We start from the raw sequence: 16,563 nt of genomic DNA, 5'->3' as shown, positions 1-16,563 counted from the left end.
ATAACCATTGAGACTTGAGAGAAATGAAACAATATCAACAATTAGCGCAGCGCATCCTCGACCATGGACACTGGATAGAGAATTCGCGCACGGGCACTCGTTGTTTAACCTTGATAGGTACAACGTTGGAATACGATTGCTCGGGGCCTGAATTTGAGATAGTCACAACGCGTAAAGTGCCTTTTAAATTGGCCGTTGCTGAGCTGCTTGGCTATTTACGCGGTGCCACTTCTGCAAAGACCTTTCGTCAGTTAGGCACCCGCTCTTGGGATGCCAATGCCAATGAAAATAGTCAGTGGCTTACGAACCCGAATCGTCAAGGTGAGGATGATATGGGCAAGGTGTACGGGGCGGTTGCCAAAGACTTTGGTGGCATTGATCTAATCAGAAAAGTGTATGATAACCTTAAAAATAATTGCGATGACCGCGGGGAAATCATCACATTTTATAAACCGGATGAGTTTGATAAAGGGTGTTTACGACCTTGTATGCACACACATAACTTTGCCCTTAGCAATGGCACCCTATATCTAGAGAGCTATCAGCGCAGTTGTGATGTACCGCTGGGCTTAGCAGGGGCCAATACCACGCAAGTACAGGTGTTATTGCGCTTGATGGCGCAGATCACTGGGCATCAGGCCGGTCGGGCGCGTCATCATATAACCAATGCTCATATTTACGACAACCAAGTTGAATTGATGCGCGATGTACAATTAAAGCGCTCGCCCCTCCCTAATCCGAAGATTTGGATAAATCCCGATATCAAAACGTTGGAAGACGTTGAGACCTGGGTGACGACCGATGATTTTAAATTGGTAAATTATCAATCCCATGATGCGATCCGTTACCCGTTTTCTGTGTAGCTGATTTTTTAGTCAGACTCCTAATTATGTTAAGTTAGCGGTATCTACCTTTTAACCCGTTACCCTAATGGACATATTGAAAGACGCTGCGCGCTAACCTGTTGTGCATAGACCGCATTGCAGCAAAAGATAGAGACAACAGATATGCATGACATACGTTGTACAATAAGGCAAAATAGCGTGCAACTGAGACATGACACAGTCGATACAGGATTGTGTGAGTATGAGACCGAGAAAAGTAGGACATTATGAGTCTAGAAAACAAAGTAGAAATGCTTGGTGTAGTAACACGGACAAGCAAAAAGAAAGAGCTGGAAGTGATTGCCTTTGCAGATGGCCGATACCCTGCGGGTGTACGTAAGATCACACAGGTGAAGTTAGAAGATACCCTGTGCTTTAGTCGCAAGGTCAAAATGATGGAGCACATGATGTTGAGCGCATGGTTTAACCAGTATGATCCTTCCATCCCTTTGGGCAGACAGGCACTGGTGGTACTTATCACGACGGATTCTCTGAGTTTAAAAGGGCATTTTGAAGTTGAGCCACTGGGTCATGGCAGTATTACCGATTTGGATGGTAAGCCTATCCACTTGCCAACCGCGAACCTATCGACTCGTAAAAAGCTTTATGCAATGCATTGGGACCATATGCGTGGCTTAGTGCGCAGCTGGGAACAGTATCATGCGGAAAAGTATGATGAAGAAGCGCTTGAGTCTGCACAAGCTGATCCGATTGCAGAGGCTGGCTAATGTTGTTGATAGTCCAATATATCATATTTACGCTGTGGGTTGCCTGCATTGCTTTGTATATCGTTGAGGAAGGCAAGTCGCGTGACGCACACGCCTTTGCCAGTCTTGCAGCACTTTGCGCACCGCTGATTTATTTTTGGCGATTTTTAAAATGGGGATATCAACTCAGAAGAAAGGGAGCGGCGTGCTCGTCGCGATGACTTCTTTTTGAGCGCAAAAAAGCCAGCGTTTGCTGGCTTGTTTGTTCTAAGTGTCAGGGGTTAACAGGTTCGATACGATATTGATACCACTGTGTTTAGCTATTCTCGCAGCCTCTTTAAGTAGTGTTGTGAGCTTTTTTTCATCTCCATTAATGGTCAGTAAGATGCCATATTGCCGCGGTTTGATTTCACGCTCAATGTGGGTACTGGCCATCAATGGCTTGTCTTCAAACACTTTATCTCGAATAAAGTCGGCAGTTGATTCAACTGCTTGCCAGCGTGCTTTTTGTTGCTCTATAGATAGCGACTTTGGACTCGCCCCTTGCGGTACAACCGCTATCATGACGAAGTGCTCGTTGCTTGCTAAGGTATTATTATAAATCATTATTTTACCCTCTTGTGGGGAGTCCTTGTGCAACTGCTTGGCCAAGGACTGCTCATGACAATTAAGCTAGGTCGTAAACGACTTGTGGAAACTCTTCGCTATTGTATTGTGCCTCTGTGGGAAAGTTGCCATCTTGATCTGGCAGAACAATTTGCACGTAATCAGGGAGCGGCGCACGGTTGTTGTGATACGCAGGGTATGCTTCATAAAAGAGTTCTGCCTGCACCACTAGTTGTTCAAGAAGGGCTTTAGAGCGTGCCAATGGTCGCAATTGTAGATTAAGTGATAGCTCTCCAAACTCAACGGTGAGCGGGGTTAATGCGTAACCGTGATTGGTCCACTTTGTCCACACTGCTTTCATAATTTCTGCCGACGCATTGTGCGGGATCGGCAAGGTCACGACTAAATCAGGTAAGCTTTTTTTCGCCAGCCCTATGGTATACGCAGATGCCTCCGTTACGCCCATCACAGCAAAGCCATGTTTATCAATCAAGGTGGTAAATGAGGCGCGCATTTGTTCTGTACGGCGGATCAGTTCTTCTTTACTGAGGATCTCTTCATGGGTGGGATCTGTGGTATCTGTTAAATTATGGCTTATCTCAATCATCATTCTCTCCGTTCAATCTAAATTTGATGTATGGCGCGATAGCGCTTAGTGGTTAACTCCGTCACATCGGTCCACCAGTGAGGGTCTAGACTTTGCGTGGACTGTGTGCGCAGTTTGGTTTTTACTTTATCGAGCAGCGTGTTAAGCGTTTGGCTGTCTTTTAAAAAAGTACGTTTGTGTTGCAGTATGCGGCCATCCAAGGTCAGCACTTGTATCCTGCGCCCATGTTCTGGTCGAGTGGCTGAGGGCACGGCTATCACATTAATTGCTTTGCAAAAAGACATATTTGCTGCGATGAGATGGGGAATTTTGCTTACTGAGGTTTAGCATCATTTTTGGAATGAAGCAGGTTTGCAGTACGCGGATTTTATAGGCGATATCAGCGGCGTAATGTGGTACGGCTTCCCAGTTATGGCCTGCGTTATAGCTGGCCCAAATCTTACGCCAATTATTGTCACCATGCACAGACTTCCAATAGTCTAGCTCCATAATGGCATGAGATGCTGCAAACTGAATATCATCCATCAGGCGCTGCGCTAAGATGTTCTTGTTAAAATTACTGGTGACACCTTCGCGGCGTGCGGCATAAGTTAGGTGCGCATGAAACACCCCAAAAGAGGGATCTGAATAGTTTACTTTCACTTTACCCGCTAATGACTCTTTCCACGCAATGGCCGCCAAAGAATATCCATAGCCATGATCTAAGCCGAGGTGAAATGCATTGAGCAAGGTGTGTAATTGCGATGCATCCAATTGATGCAGTTCATCACAGCGGTACGCAGCTTCCGATGTAAAGCTTAATGCGCCGATCAGGAAAGTGGCGACCAAAGGAAGCTTAATACGACGTATAAACCGCTTTTGTTTCTGCCGTCTTGCATACTGCTCAGCAGACAATATGACATTCATATTTATGCCTAACACGTTATCTAAGTTCAATTAGGCTCTGATGGTAGCGCACAAGTTGGTGCTGCGCAATACTTTATATTTTAATTGATTGTACAACCATGATTAAGGCGACTCGTTATATTTCCTCAGCATGGGTTAACGCATCCGTGGCCTGTGCTTGATCTCGTAAACGTGCTTCTAATTCATCGATCAGCGCATCTAAATAAGGAACGAGCACCACATACTCTTGATGCAAAGTGGTCGGCTTGTTGACTTCATCGAGGTATTTTTCATATGTGTTTTGTGCTTCGTACACAGTGTACGGGATGGCCCCTGCTTCATGCTCTTCTCGCCCTTGCCAAAAAGGTGTAAGTAAAGACCCACTTACTTTTAATCCGTCAACAATAAGTAAGTCAGCTCGGGTCGTTGCCAGTTCATGCGCATCGCTGAGTAAGTCGTGCCAGCGGGTAGTTAAGTCTGGCCAAAGGGACTCATCAATCACTTCTGAGTCGAATGATAGCTGTTTTACCATGCCTTGTTTTCTCACGCGCTCCGCGGGCACCTCTTCATCGCCCACAATGTTGGCGTAATACCATTTTTCGCCGACTTTGATCACCGGCTCTGTCTCGCCTGTGGCCGTTCTAACGTAAAAAGCATATTCTACGCGATGTGAATGACGCTTTAAAATGACCTTAAGTTCTGGTCTGGCATCAAGTCGAGCGATGCGCTCAATAAGCGCGGTCGCACTGTCCCAATGTGTATTTGACATGGTTTTACCTCAAGCTAGTTTATACAAGTATGCGCTGCGCAATTACAACTATTGTACAACGCCATATGTTTGGCTCGCAACCAAGGCAAAGTGCAGGGAAGTTAAGTTGCATTTGCGGCGGCACGTGCGATCGTGAGTAAATCATCGAAACTTTGCAAAGTATGGCCCCCTAAAGCTACCTGATAAGGCTTGTGGCCTAATTGCGTGCCGATGGCATCAATTATCTGTTGTACTGCGGTTTCATCGATATGATAGGCCCCAAGCCCATTGCTGAGGGTGACATGACTGACACCCAGTTGTCTCATGAGCGTATAGTATGTGGTACTTTCAAGTGTATCGTGATGTGTGCGTGTATACATGGTCTCTCCGTCTCAGGGTTACAGGTCAATGCAAAGTTATGATGTGTCTCTTTTTTAAACATATTTAACTTACTGGTTAGGATGCTGTGGGTCAATAGTTTTAATTTTAATCACAGGCTGGGAGTAGGTGAGAGGTCGTGACAGCAAAAAGCCAGTAAACACTGGCTTTTTGGGGGAATTAAACCGATTTATAGCTTTTAACTGACTTGCCCTTGACGCCTTTATATAGCGCGGCGCTTAGTTCTTTTCGTCTGAGGTTTGTAGTGCCTTTTGCAAAGTCTGATAACAAGTCTTGATTATAATAAAAAATAGCGGCAAGGGCCTTGAGGGCTTTTCTTGACACCTTATCAGGACGACCTATTTTTTCAATGTGTACTTGGCCGCCATCCATATAGGCTGTGTAATAAGACCCTGACTTACTCCTACTGGAGATCTGGTCCATTTTCATTAGTTTTAGTCTGACCTTTTTGGCACTGCCCGAATGCCAGACATTGATTGACCAGTCCCCTTTGAGCTCTTTACCAAGGCCGGCAAACGAAAACAGCTCTCTGTCTGATTTTGCGTTACTGCTGAAACTTGCCATTTCGTGAATGGCAAACAGCTCAAATAGGTCGCTTGTATCTAATTTGTTCAATAACTTACTAATGCGCGTCTCAAAATGCATAGCATTGTCCTTTCATAGTACAAATATATTATATTGTACAATGATATTGAAAGAGCGTCAGCCATGATGTTTCCGATCAGATAATATTATGCTCAACCAATGGTTGGCCTTTGACACTGTGATAGAAAATCTCACTGATGTCTTCATCAGCAAGGAATAGTTTGCTCACATCGCCCAGTGTGAAGCGCGCGATAAAATCATAGTTATAGTGCATGATGGTAGCAAACACGCGCAGGGCTTGTTCTGATGCATGGTTTGGCTTGCCAACGGCGGCGACTTTAACCTGACCATTTTCAAAATAGGTGCTGTAGTAATTCTGTTCGTCTTCTTCGACGAGAGTAAACTGGTCAAAATGAAACAATTTTAGCTCCGCATGCTCGGTTGCATCTTCACTATATACAAGAAGCATTACCCAGTCGCCATCAAGTAAAGTTTTAAAGTTGTGATAAGAAAACAGTGCTGCATCATCTTCTGAGTCTGTTTTTATAATAATCCCAGTCGCCATCGGGTATTCTCTAGGATGATTCTCCCCCGTGGCCGTTTTTGGGGTTTGCCAAACAACCATCTCGTCATCTTTAATGTCTATGATGTCTTTCATCGATTTATTCCTTTTGCTTGCGCCGCAGTGAGTGTGATGCAGAGTATTTAAGCGCGTTAATTAAGCAGCTAAGATAATTAAAATATGCAATGAATGCAACAAGGTATATGCGATGGATGGGTTATCAGCACGGTTGAATTTAGGCACTTTTACTGAGCACTAGGCAATATTACGGGCAATAAAAAAGGCAGCCTAAGCTGCCTTTTAATAAGTTAGTTCCCTAACTTCATTACACTAGTTTAATCTTAGTGATGAAGTTTGGTACTAGTACGTCAATTGCACCCCAAACAGCCGCAGCTTTTTGGTTCATTAGTGGGTTAGAACCATGAGGTAGTGCACTTGTTACGACTAGTGGCATGTATGGTGCTGATACTAGTGCGCTTTCGAAGTTTGACTTACCTTTGTAAAGTGCAACTGCTTCATCTGGGTCCATAACGTGCTGGTTAGGAACACGGATAACTAGGATACCGTCTAAAGTACCGAAGATGTGTGGACCGATAGCCGCGCCGTCAGATAGCTTGTTGAAGCCAGGTAATGTGCCGATTAGTGCACATACGTTACGACCTGCAACTAGTGCAGAGATTGTACCGCGACCAGCGTTACCTAAGATCACTGCTTCAGCTTGTGCTAGTGCATCTTTGAAGCCTTGCTTGTGCTCAGCGTAAGAAATACCAGAAGGTGCTGCTTTTTGGAATGTTGTTACACCTTGCGCTTTAGCAAGTAGCATACGTGTTGCTGCATTCATCTGCTCAGAGTTGATAGCTGCAACTAGGTCTTGTGCTACTTCGTCCTCTGCAACCATGCCGAAACGACGACGTAGTGCGTAAGACTGCTGCATACCGATAGTATCTTTAAGTGCCCATAGACGTGCTGTTACAGTCTTAGAAGTAAACTTCATTAGGATCTTAGGAATGTCTTCCGCAGACTCATAATCAGTTTGGTACGAAGCTGTGATCGCGTGACCTTCGTCTGGCGTGTTCTTAAGTACGATTTTCACAACACCTAGGTTGTAATCGATAGTACCTTGAATATCGAAACCGATAAGCTGGCCTGAACCATTGTCAGTTGCAACTAGACCTAGAGATTCAATTTCAATGCGCGCAGAGCCCGCACGAACTGGTGCACACGTTAGTGTGAAGTTGTACTCAGTTGTGTCTTTTGCTGTTTCATTGTGGCCTTCACCAACAATTGCAGAAGACGCATAACCGTCAGCTGCGAAGTTGTCACCGCCCATTGGGCCGCTTAGAACGTCACCAGCTGTTACTGAACCTTTTGTTGTCGCAGCAACGATGTTCTTGTAGTAGATTGTGCTTTGCTCTTCGTCGATTGGCTGAATTGAAGCAATCGCAGAAAGTGGAGATGTACCGTAAGCAACTGTAAGCACTTCTAGTGCAACGTCAGGTAATTTACCTAGTTGACCGATAGTGCCATCTTCTTCACAAAGATCTTTGTAGATTTCGAAGTTTTCTAACTGCTTACCAAGCGCATAAACGTCGTTAGACGTGATTGAACGTACTTGTGATAGTAGTGATTTCTTTTCAAGCGCTTCCATGAATGGCTTGTACTTGTCGAAATACTGTTCTGCACCGCGGTCAATACGTGCGCCAATTGCGTTTTCATTTAAAGACATGGTAGTTATCCTCATTTGTCTCAATCACACCGTTGTAAAAATATGTCTGTGTATTACAACTTTGTGGTGTTTTTATTTGTCACTTTGCAGCTGCCAACATGACAACTGCACATCATTTGGTTTCGAGTATTAGTTACAGCTCTCGAATAAGCTACCAACAGTCATATTGATACTGTTGTCTTCAGCACTGATGTCTTCTTCAGACAACTCAAGCGTTTCAACTGATACTGGGCTGAATTGATTCATTAGGGTCTCAGTAAGAGAACCTGCACGAGAGCGTCTAGGCGCAGACTCAGCAATTACTTCGTCTTCTTTCTCGTCTTCATCTTCATCCGTATCTTGGTCGTCTTCGTCATCTGCATCATTTTCGTCTGCATCATGCGTTTCAACGTCATCAGCTTCTTGCTCTGGTTGCTCTTCCACTGCTTCTTCTTCTTGAGCTGGCGCTTCAACTTCAACAACGTCTTCTTCGCGCTGCTCAGCTGCTGCGTGGCTTGCTAGGCGAACTAACATGTCACGTGCTTGCTCTTCACCAAATGACTCAAGCATTTCTGCTACGATATCAGTCGGTGCATTTGTTTCAGACGCTAATTCTGCAACTTGTGCGTCAAACTGTTGCTGACGGATAGACTCAGCCATCTGCTCAGCACGCTCGATCAGCTCTTCAATTTGAGAAACTGTGCCTAGCTCAATGTATTGTGCTAGTAGCTCAGTTGCTTCCTCAAGTTCAGCTGGTGTCGCGACAGCTTGATAAGCTTCTAATAGGTCAAGTGCTGCGTTGATTTCTTCTACAGTGCCTAACTGTGCGTATTGCTCAGTTACGCTTAACGCTTCATCAATTGATGCTTCGTTGTCGTCTAAGAACTTCTCAGCAACTGATAGTGCGCCTTCAATCGCTTCTACCGTACCTAGTGCTTTGTAAGCAGCTAATTCTGCTTGTACAGCTTCTAAAGTACTTGCCTTTTCAACCAACTCAGCGTGCTCTGCTTTTAACACATTGTAGCGGTCAAAAACCTCTGCAATGGCTTCAACAGTGCCAAGTGCTTGGTACTTAGCAAGTTCTTCGTTTGTTGCGTTAACGTCTGTTACTTGCGCTTCTAGTTCAGAAACAGTGTTAGTTAACTTTTCGTTTGTGCTGCGTAGCTCTTCATTCTCGGCGTAAGAAGCAGTTAAGTCAGTTTCAACTTGTGCTTTCTGACGCGCAAGCGCTGAGATAGTAGCCGCAGTATTATTTGCGCTCATTTCTCTTTCCTCAGAAGGTGTTGATGGGTCAGCGGTGACTACTTGTGGATCTGTGGCTTCACCGAGCAGTGAAGTGTGGATCTTAGTAGCCTCCTTATCTAAACTTTCGACTAGTTTTGGAATGGCAATAGGCACGCCTTGCACGCGAACAAAATCAAACGTTTCTAATTCGAAACTGTTTTCATCGATTACCGGTGCATTGTCACGTTTCTCGTTGCGGAAACCGCCATAGCCTCGGCTAGATACAGGAAACTGTACCCCGCCTCGAAGGTAAGCGTTTAATGCTCGTCCAGATGGAGTGTTAAGGACAAGGATTTCTCCCATGCCTACGCCTTGATCATCATCGATCCACAGACGAGCCACGCGGTGGCTTGCCAAACCTTGAAGAAGTGCTTCATCGTCCAGCTTCTGGGAGTGGCCAATGGTCCCAAGCATAGTGCCGTTCGCCATTTGCTCACTGTTACGTTCGATTGCCTTTTCCCATAGTTCACGCGTGTAATAGCGGCCGTTGCGGGATTTCCCGTCAACGAGGAAGAAAGGTCCAACCACGCGGGCTAGAATATTCTCACCGTCAACTACACCTGCGTTTGGCGAGTCGTCAGAAACGCTAGCTTCTAGCGCTTCGTGGATCTCGTACTTTGTTTCAGGCAGTTCAAACGCATCAACGAAGAGATCTCGTTGTGACATGCGTTACCTCATTAGTTCAATAAAAAATTTAAGAGTTGTTCAAGCGTTCTTTAAACGCTTGTAGAAAACTTAACTCATTTTCACTCATTGTACAATGTTGCAGTGTGCTTTGTACAACATTTATGTAATTTTCTGAGTGTCCAACCTCAAAAAAAGCGGAATTGATCGCATTTGGGTGTGTTAAGCACATGAGCATCTCAAATTCATCGTCTGAAAGTGATACAGAGTGCGCTTCCACAAGCAATTCGCCATCGCTTTGCTGCCACCAACGCTGCTCGATTTCTAATAATGCAGGGACCACATAGTCCATCATGATCCCCAAATCGCGCTGCTCTTGAATTGATTGGTAAGTTTCATTTTCAATATACAAGTGGGTACGCATGCTAGACACCGCTTTAAGCAAGGTTTCTCTGAGCATTTTAGAAGACTTTGTACCACTGCTGGTAATACGAAATGCTAAAAAGCGGCCCATTTGCCTATGTAGTCGCTTACCACTGGTTGAGCTATGAAACTTCTTAATTCCTTTCATAAACGCTTTGCGATTGTGTCGCCAGTTGCGCTTGGCTTTTTTTGACAATGCCGCTTTTTTTGCGCCGCGGATGAGTCCTGAACGACGCTTAACAAATTCATGGATTTCCGTTTCTGGGATGGATGTCATGTCCGTATCTAGCGCATAGCCTAGTTCACTTAAAAAGCTTATGCGATCCGCTTCTTCTGTTAAACGCATCATGGTTGTATTTCCTCATCTTGATTATCTTGCTGTGCCTGTGCCTGTGCCTGTGCCTGTGCTGAGGCGGGTGTCTGTGCCACTTCGTTGAGCGTCCCAGTCTCATCTACTACGGTGGCGTGCTCTGACTGTGTACTGTTGTTGTTGGTTTTCGCAGCTTCGCTGTGCTCTTTATTAACCTTCACTTCTTCATAATTGATCTCATCGCCAACATCGGCGGCCACTTCTTGAAGCTTGCTGGCTAATAGTTTGATCGCTTCATCTAAAATCGCATCCTTGGGAATATCAGACTCAGTGGCGTCAGAAGCAGAAGACGTCTGCTTTGCATTTTGGGTCTGTGCTTTATCTTGTGTCTGCTCATTGAGAGATTCTTGCAATGGCAAGATAAATGATCGGTTACTACCGAACAACGCCATTTGGCGGCGCATCCAATCTGAGAGGGCTTCAAAATCAATGCGGCCGTTAAACTGTTCGCTGTCGTTGAGTTCGGTCATAAACATCCACAGATCGGAGACCATAGAGTTGACCTGATCGGCAAATTCAAGCTTATCTAACTCATCAATGTTGACCACTTCATTACGAAATACAACGTGAATATCTTGCGGCAATACTTGTATGCCTTTTGTCAGTAAATGCGCCATTGCCAATTGCTTTGCGCCGTTGGCCAATGCTGCTTGGATGGACTTAATCTTGCGCAGGTAACGGGCGTGACGCTTTAAAAATTCGCCTTTGGACTCGGACGATTCACTGCCAAATAACAGCTCTGGCGGTACGCCAATCGTGGCACAAATGGTTGCTCGGTTATCGCGAATATTGCTGAGCATGTCATCTGCGGTACGGTTTTCTTTGACATCGACCGTTTGCAGATTGCCTTTGTCTCCCAGTACTGGCACACACTTGGTACGACCGGCCGTGGATAAAATCGAGCCGACATCGGATAAATCACCCGAGCGCTTATCTAATGACGTTTTATTGTTGAGTAGCTGCTCATAACGTCGAGAAATGGCAAAGGCTTCTTTGGGTTCAGTTTGCGGTGGCACCGATACGCCAACAATGGAGCCTGTGCTGAGCTGATGCAATTTGCTGGCTGGGACCAGTGATTCCAACAGCTGTAATTCTTTGAGTTTAGATTGAACGCCGTGCAGTAATGGACGGCCAACACGTATATAACTTGGTAGTTTCTTTTTCAGTGCTTCGAGATCTTTGTCTTTAACGCCAAACTCTTCACCTAAATCAATGCGCAGTTTACTGCGTCCCAAAGCAAAATGCAGATGGGTGCTGGCCGGCTTTATCAAGATGCGGTTAGTTTCGCGCACCAAGTATTTTTCCGGTAAGCCATGGCGATACAAGGCAACAATGTTTTCTTGTTGTACATCGTCGCTGATGGCCACAACACCTTCTTCTGGGTCAAGGTCCATCGACAAGGTGTAATCGCCATAGCTGAGTAAATCTAAGGTTATATCTTCAAAGATTTGGTCTAAGTTTAAGCGTCTTTGCAGCAGTTTAAGCTCATCATCCACCTCTTTGCGCGGACTTTGCAGGTGCACAATTTCACCGGTCATGATATCAGCAACCAAGGTTTCATCGGCGACTAGGTTAAGCAGGGCATCGACTAAATAATATTTTTGCACATGCTTGAGTGACTGCGAGTAAGCGCGTTTGGTATCCGAGGCTTTGGTAAACGCAGATACCATGGCCATCGCTGCCGAGCCTGTGAGCTCAGAGCGGGACATCTCGCGGTCGACCATTTGATCTTTTACAGCATCACGAAATCGGTTCAGGTGCTGATTTACCAGCTCACCGGCGTGATCGTTGGTGGTCCTAAATACGTTATCTTCATTTAACGAGTCGAACGTAGGTACATTTTTGGAATTATATAGCTCAGACATCTCGGCCTCCGATATATAAATCCCGAAGTACAGTTACACTTAACAGCGTCATCATACTGGGGTGTCTCCTAACAAGTGTTTAGGCTGACTGTCTCATTCAGCGTCTCAATCGTTGTAATAACCTGTACCCCAAAGGGCACAGCTTTACAGACACAGAGTCTAACAGCACTTTCGTTGTACAACAAGATGGTGTCGTATATTTTATGCTTGCTAAGCGTATGTTATGACAATACTTTTTAATATCTTTACAGAGAGGGGAGTTTGGTACTGCGGCGTTTGGCTGCGCCGCAGTGGATTATTGAGCTGGGCTCATTGCTTACCACATATCACCGGGCTGATGAGACAGTAAGCCGGTGAAGTCATCCATAAATCGATCGTCACGGTTGTCTAAAAACGACGCATAGGTTGACTCATTATCAACCGTGCTGGTGTCGCCTAACATGCCTAAGATATCTCGACCGGTGACCCCGCCTTCTTGTGCCATCGCCTGATAGGCATTCCACGCCGCACCGCAACAGGCATCGGCCAAGTCTTTAGAGCCCCGAGAGCCATCAGGGTTCTCCATAGGGTGGTCAATTTTGTGTCCCAAATCCATGATGTTTTTTAGTTCTGTTTCTAGCAGTGAATGCTTAGGCAAATTAAGTCGCCCCGCTAACAAAGCCATTTTAAAACTGTCGTAGGGATCGCGCAGCCTATCTACAGACTCTATGGTTGCCTCGAATCCGGCAAGCTCTAAATCCTGTCTAAGGTTACGGGATTGATAACCATCGGCGCTGACCTTCGCAATTGGGTAGCTAAATTGATTGCGCAGCAAAAATAAAAACTCTTTGATTTTGTAAAATGGGATTTCTTGTCCTGCTTTGGCCTCAACACAGACTAGCCAGTCAAACATATAAACCGGCTCTCTGGTTTCTTGTACTGAGCCGTCTAACACATTCGTGTGCTTACGTGTGACATAGCCCGCCACATAACAGCTGGCGATACCCAGTTTATCCTTGGTTAGACCAACGTCGATATGAATGTATCTCGGCTCGCGTACTTTGAGCTTTAACGCCGACTGGTCTAGATAGTTGATCAATTGGTCATGTGACTCGTAAAAGTCCAGCTGAATGATTTCTCTGCGCACTGGGTTGGCTTGGGTCATTGCCTGACCGATCCGCTCGGTAGAAGGGATAAACTTGTGTGCAGACCAGGTGCCTTTACCCGCTAAGTCTTGCAGTGATTTATAGATGTCTGACTCGAAATTCTGTTTTAATTCAACTGGTACATCGATGATCAAAGTATCATCCAGTCCCACAATTTGCTTGGCGTTAGTTAAAATAAAGGGGTCGCGGGTCGATGAGCCGATAAACACTTTGAAGGTTTCACCAGAATAACGCCCGCGAAATGCGTGGACTTCCCACTGGGCGTAATCAAACACTCTGACATCACGACGACCACGCCCTTTGTCAATTTGCACATCTAAAAATGAGTTGGAATCTTTGCGTGATGAATCGAGCCAAATTCGTCCAGCCCAAGAACCCGTTTTTGAAAAGGCCGTACCAAAGCGTGAGTCTTGTCGACTTAGTACACCGTTGTAGTTGTCCTCAGCTTGTCCTTTAATGGCCTTTTGGTCATTAAGTTCGGAGAGGAGCGCGCCGGCTACCGCTTTACCCAGTAAGTCATTTTTGCGTGAGGCTGAAATGGCAGTGATTTTCTTTGGAAACATAATGCCTTTGTCTTTGGCTTTTTCCATTTGCGATAGGAAAAATGGCGAGGCTTCCGCCAGCTCTTTCCACTGCGATAAAAGGTTTTTTTCGGCCAGATCTTTGGTCGCCGACACCATGGCAAACACAATCGGATCGGTCTTTAAAATACCAAAGGTCTTATGCGGGTTTTTCAAATGCAACATGCGGCAAGCATCGTACATATTACCTGCTAATGAAAAGGTCGATTTACCCAGACCAATGGCACCGGTGATCATAATTTCACGATACGGTGAGTAAAATGGATTCGCGTAAATCTCTTCAAGTGCGGCACGCCATACTGGGAATAAGTTTTCACCCAATACGTCGCCCATATAATCGTTGTTAAAAATAAACTCTAAAATGGTCGGCGGCGTCGACTCATATCCTGACATTTGCGCCAGAGCATTCATCGCTTGCTTATAGCCAAAACCATCGACAAGTTGTCGGGCTAATTGTTCTCGCTGTCTGTCTATAACAGGGTCTAGCTTATTCGTTTGTAGCACGTTGTCTCATTCCTCACATTTGCCGCGATTAGGCAAAAGTACCGCCGACTGCCGACGGTACAGTCTCATTTCTTTTTCGGTTCGGGCATACCCGCAGGTCGCCTTGGTTTGGGCGGTTTTTTATTGCGCATTGCTTTACGTGCCCCTTCACGGCGACGCTGAATTTCACTGTTGGTCATTTTGACACAACTCCCTTTGACCAGTTTATAGCCTTTGGGGCATGATTTTTTTACTTCACCGCGTTTGGTGACTTTTATGATTGGGTCCATTGTTAGTACGCTCCAAATTGGATTAACACCTCACCGCTCATACGCTATAAATCAATGTCAAAATCAGCCAATGGGTCATCTTTGCCGCCTAGGCTATCATCGCCCCAAATGGCTTGCTCTTGCGCTGATAATTCAACGTCACTCAACATCTCAATGTCTTTTTCATCTATACAGGGGACATCGTCATCAGTTGGATTTTTTGGCAATAACTCGGAGAGTTCAAGCTCACTACTTTGCCCCATTTCATCGTGCATGACTTCATCCCATTGCTGTGCATCAAGCCCTGCGCTGGGTGACCCATTGCCGCTAGATTCAGAGGCTTCACTGGCAGTTTGCGGTGCCTGCAACTGAGCCTGTTCCTTTTGATATTCGGCACGCGCTTCATCAATGATGGCGTTATTAGAGGCGACCCGCTGACGCTCGGCTTCTTTGCGCCCTTCATCGTCTAATAAGTCATTAGGTAAATGCACGGGATTGACTTGTGGGATGTCCACTTCTTTACTGGTTGAGATCTGTTGTCCGAGTGTGGAAACGCGGCGGAAGATGTCGGTAACCACCTCACGGGTGCTGTGATCAGATTCATCGCCATCGGCATGATTGCCACCAGATACCAAGTCCGTGATCTGTTCTTGCAGCTCTCCCACATTGACCGTCCACATAGATTCTTTCACATACTTTTGAGACACCTCGAGTGAAGTACCCAAAAGTTTGTACATATTAGTTAACTCTTTGGTGGTCATTTGGGCTAGTCGATCTGGGGTAGCCAGTTGCTGTTCAATCATATTCATGGCCCGATCAAGTCGTCCCATGCGTTTAATATGTGACTCGGACATCCCCAAAATAGAGAGCTTGATCCCCAAATCTTTTAAGTCATTCGCAGGCAGAGCTTCTTCTCGGCCCTTATCTATGATGTCGACGGCATCCGTCAGGGCGTGACCGCTGAATTTATGGTCGTGTAAATCAACCGTTGTATAAACGTGGCTTTGCTCTTCTTGTGGGTTTTCCACCTCGTTGTTGATCACAACTTTTAAACTGGGTTTATCATCACTCATAAGGCGTTCTCTTTATTTTACTGCTACCTCGGCGTCGGGGGCCGAATGAGCGTTGTTTGTATGTGTTGTAATTTGCTCTAAAAACCCTTCAGCCAAAAGCGCTTCGGCTTGTGCTAGGGCCTTTTTGATGGCTAAAAACTCTTGACTACGAAGACCGTGCACTGTGCTATTTTGAGCACTGAGGCGACGGCCTTCCTCAGTGCGAGCACCTGTGCTTTGTCGCCAAGGTTGATGTTGATTAACAGCCGCTTGACGCTTTTTTGATACGATTGAATACCCCATAATCCCCCGACTTTAGGCCTGCTTTTTATTACCAATTGTGCTGTGAGCCGACGGGCTATGCACTTTATTGGGCAGTGTCTTCGGTGCTTGTTCGCTAACTTGAGACAAGGTTTCTAACGTTTGTCTTGACGCGCTTTGGGCTCTCAAGCCAACATTGAGAATGGCATTAAAAGCTTTGGGATTAGTTTGCTGTAAACTGGTTTCAACACACAGCTGGAACACTTGATCCAATACCAAAGATTGTGTCGCCAAAACCTCTTTGAGTTTTTCAGGCTCTTCGGATAATGCTTTAAGCTCTTGTGTTACTTGCTCAAGTACAGTGCCTAGTGAGGCATCTACGCCGTAGCGTTTGGCGACCAAGGCTTGAATGGTTTTACTGCCATTGGCAACTGACGAGGTTGACGCTTGTACGGCAGCTTTAGCCAGTTGGTTTTTGGGGACGGTCATATTACTACCTCACTACTACTAAAACGGGC

The 16,563-nt window shown here is 45.6% G+C and carries 19 protein-coding genes; 2 read left to right on the top strand and 17 right to left on the bottom strand.

All coding sequences use genetic code 11. From position 1 onward, the window contains the following. Positions 1-23 precede the first annotated feature (23 nt). The gene (locus QNM16_RS23545) at positions 24-863 is read left to right on the top strand and encodes a thymidylate synthase (protein WP_284022684.1); all 840 of its coding nucleotides are present in this window, start codon (positions 24-26) and stop codon (positions 861-863) included. A 248-nt stretch (positions 864-1,111) separates the two neighbouring features. After that, positions 1,112-1,612, top strand: a complete 501-nt coding sequence (locus QNM16_RS23540) for a hypothetical protein (RefSeq protein WP_284022683.1) — start codon at positions 1,112-1,114, stop codon at positions 1,610-1,612. Between the two features lie 246 nt (positions 1,613-1,858). Here QNM16_RS23540 and QNM16_RS23535 read toward each other — a convergent pair whose 3' ends face one another. The 17 genes from QNM16_RS23535 to QNM16_RS23455 form a co-directional block, all read right to left on the bottom strand. Then, positions 1,859-2,197: a hypothetical protein gene (locus QNM16_RS23535; RefSeq protein WP_284022682.1), complete on the bottom strand. Its 339-nt coding sequence runs from the start codon at positions 2,195-2,197 to the stop codon at positions 1,859-1,861. Positions 2,198-2,258: 61 nt separating this feature from the next. After that, positions 2,259-2,807 (bottom strand): DUF4262 domain-containing protein, encoded by a 549-nt coding sequence (locus QNM16_RS23530; RefSeq protein WP_284022681.1) that lies wholly within the window; start codon positions 2,805-2,807, stop codon positions 2,259-2,261. Between the two features lie 14 nt (positions 2,808-2,821). Then, positions 2,822-3,088 (bottom strand): hypothetical protein, encoded by a 267-nt coding sequence (locus tag QNM16_RS23525; protein WP_284022680.1) that lies wholly within the window; start codon positions 3,086-3,088, stop codon positions 2,822-2,824. Next, positions 3,066-3,710: a hypothetical protein gene (locus QNM16_RS23520; protein ID WP_284022679.1), complete on the bottom strand. Its 645-nt coding sequence runs from the start codon at positions 3,708-3,710 to the stop codon at positions 3,066-3,068. The genes QNM16_RS23525 and QNM16_RS23520 overlap by 23 nt, the downstream gene beginning before the upstream one ends. Positions 3,711-3,825: 115 nt before the next feature. After that, complete coding sequence (locus QNM16_RS23515) at positions 3,826-4,458, bottom strand: hypothetical protein (protein WP_284022678.1); 633 nt, start codon at positions 4,456-4,458, stop codon at positions 3,826-3,828. 101 nt (positions 4,459-4,559) lie between these two features. Continuing rightward, a complete protein-coding gene (locus QNM16_RS23510) occupies positions 4,560-4,817 on the bottom strand; it encodes a hypothetical protein (protein ID WP_284022677.1) in 258 nt (85 codons plus the stop codon). A gap of 178 nt (positions 4,818-4,995) precedes the next feature. Beyond that, positions 4,996-5,481, bottom strand: a complete 486-nt coding sequence (locus QNM16_RS23505) for a hypothetical protein (RefSeq protein WP_284022676.1) — start codon at positions 5,479-5,481, stop codon at positions 4,996-4,998. Positions 5,482-5,557: 76 nt separating this feature from the next. Beyond that, entirely contained in the window at positions 5,558-6,079 is a 522-nt protein-coding gene (locus tag QNM16_RS23500) for a hypothetical protein (protein WP_284022675.1), read from the bottom strand. Positions 6,080-6,308: 229 nt separating this feature from the next. Beyond that, positions 6,309-7,709, bottom strand: coding sequence for a hypothetical protein (locus QNM16_RS23495; protein WP_284022674.1), 1,401 nt, complete (start codon positions 7,707-7,709; stop codon positions 6,309-6,311). A gap of 129 nt (positions 7,710-7,838) precedes the next feature. After that, positions 7,839-9,638, bottom strand: a complete 1,800-nt coding sequence (locus tag QNM16_RS23490) for a hypothetical protein (RefSeq protein ID WP_284022673.1) — start codon at positions 9,636-9,638, stop codon at positions 7,839-7,841. Between the two features lie 28 nt (positions 9,639-9,666). Continuing rightward, positions 9,667-10,368: a hypothetical protein gene (locus QNM16_RS23485; protein WP_284022672.1), complete on the bottom strand. Its 702-nt coding sequence runs from the start codon at positions 10,366-10,368 to the stop codon at positions 9,667-9,669. Further along, on the bottom strand, positions 10,365-12,254 hold the full coding sequence (locus QNM16_RS23480) for a hypothetical protein (protein ID WP_284022671.1): 1,890 nt from the start codon (positions 12,252-12,254) through the stop codon (positions 10,365-10,367). Before QNM16_RS23480 ends, QNM16_RS23485 begins: the two co-directional genes overlap by 4 nt. 316 nt (positions 12,255-12,570) lie before the next feature. Then, positions 12,571-14,484 (bottom strand): hypothetical protein, encoded by a 1,914-nt coding sequence (locus tag QNM16_RS23475; protein WP_284022670.1) that lies wholly within the window; start codon positions 14,482-14,484, stop codon positions 12,571-12,573. Positions 14,485-14,549: 65 nt separating this feature from the next. Then, positions 14,550-14,753: a hypothetical protein gene (locus tag QNM16_RS23470; protein WP_284022669.1), complete on the bottom strand. Its 204-nt coding sequence runs from the start codon at positions 14,751-14,753 to the stop codon at positions 14,550-14,552. 44 nt (positions 14,754-14,797) lie between these two features. Next, positions 14,798-15,805 carry a hypothetical protein gene (locus tag QNM16_RS23465; protein WP_284022668.1) on the bottom strand — a complete coding sequence of 336 codons (1,008 nt, stop codon included), beginning with the start codon at positions 15,803-15,805 and terminating at the stop codon, positions 14,798-14,800. A gap of 12 nt (positions 15,806-15,817) precedes the next feature. Next, positions 15,818-16,087 carry a hypothetical protein gene (locus tag QNM16_RS23460; RefSeq protein ID WP_284022667.1) on the bottom strand — a complete coding sequence of 90 codons (270 nt, stop codon included), beginning with the start codon at positions 16,085-16,087 and terminating at the stop codon, positions 15,818-15,820. A gap of 12 nt (positions 16,088-16,099) precedes the next feature. Then, positions 16,100-16,534 (bottom strand): hypothetical protein, encoded by a 435-nt coding sequence (locus QNM16_RS23455; protein WP_284022666.1) that lies wholly within the window; start codon positions 16,532-16,534, stop codon positions 16,100-16,102. Between the last annotated feature and the right edge of the window lie 29 nt (positions 16,535-16,563).

It is taken from the genome of Pseudoalteromonas umbrosa (genome assembly GCF_030125375.1).
GTDB lineage: Bacteria > Pseudomonadota > Gammaproteobacteria > Enterobacterales > Alteromonadaceae > Pseudoalteromonas > Pseudoalteromonas umbrosa.
Note: the sequence above shows the minus strand (reverse complement) of the source record. Positions and strands in the feature narration are given on the sequence as shown.

Bases quoted from the DNA above. Each gene is read 5' to 3' on its own strand.
- QNM16_RS23545 (WP_284022684.1), top strand. From the start codon at position 24: ATGAAACAATATCAACAATTAGCGCAGCGCATCCTCGACCATGGACAC.
- QNM16_RS23535 (WP_284022682.1), bottom strand. From the start codon at position 2,197: ATGATTTATAATAATACCTTAGCAAGCAACGAGCACTTCGTCATGATA.
- QNM16_RS23515 (WP_284022678.1), bottom strand. From the start codon at position 4,458: ATGTCAAATACACATTGGGACAGTGCGACCGCGCTTATTGAGCGCATC.
- QNM16_RS23470 (WP_284022669.1), bottom strand. From the start codon at position 14,753: ATGGACCCAATCATAAAAGTCACCAAACGCGGTGAAGTAAAAAAATCA.
- QNM16_RS23510 (WP_284022677.1), bottom strand. From the start codon at position 4,817: ATGTATACACGCACACATCACGATACACTTGAAAGTACCACATACTAT.
- QNM16_RS23460 (WP_284022667.1), bottom strand. From the start codon at position 16,087: ATGGGGTATTCAATCGTATCAAAAAAGCGTCAAGCGGCTGTTAATCAA.
- QNM16_RS23530 (WP_284022681.1), bottom strand. From the start codon at position 2,807: ATGATGATTGAGATAAGCCATAATTTAACAGATACCACAGATCCCACC.
- QNM16_RS23540 (WP_284022683.1), top strand. From the start codon at position 1,112: ATGAGTCTAGAAAACAAAGTAGAAATGCTTGGTGTAGTAACACGGACA.
- QNM16_RS23495 (WP_284022674.1), bottom strand. From the start codon at position 7,709: ATGTCTTTAAATGAAAACGCAATTGGCGCACGTATTGACCGCGGTGCA.
- QNM16_RS23455 (WP_284022666.1), bottom strand. From the start codon at position 16,534: ATGACCGTCCCCAAAAACCAACTGGCTAAAGCTGCCGTACAAGCGTCA.
- QNM16_RS23520 (WP_284022679.1), bottom strand. From the start codon at position 3,710: ATGAATGTCATATTGTCTGCTGAGCAGTATGCAAGACGGCAGAAACAA.
- QNM16_RS23465 (WP_284022668.1), bottom strand. From the start codon at position 15,805: ATGAGTGATGATAAACCCAGTTTAAAAGTTGTGATCAACAACGAGGTG.
- QNM16_RS23490 (WP_284022673.1), bottom strand. From the start codon at position 9,638: ATGTCACAACGAGATCTCTTCGTTGATGCGTTTGAACTGCCTGAAACA.
- QNM16_RS23525 (WP_284022680.1), bottom strand. From the start codon at position 3,088: ATGTCTTTTTGCAAAGCAATTAATGTGATAGCCGTGCCCTCAGCCACT.
- QNM16_RS23485 (WP_284022672.1), bottom strand. From the start codon at position 10,368: ATGATGCGTTTAACAGAAGAAGCGGATCGCATAAGCTTTTTAAGTGAA.
- QNM16_RS23480 (WP_284022671.1), bottom strand. From the start codon at position 12,254: ATGTCTGAGCTATATAATTCCAAAAATGTACCTACGTTCGACTCGTTA.
- QNM16_RS23500 (WP_284022675.1), bottom strand. From the start codon at position 6,079: ATGAAAGACATCATAGACATTAAAGATGACGAGATGGTTGTTTGGCAA.
- QNM16_RS23505 (WP_284022676.1), bottom strand. From the start codon at position 5,481: ATGCATTTTGAGACGCGCATTAGTAAGTTATTGAACAAATTAGATACA.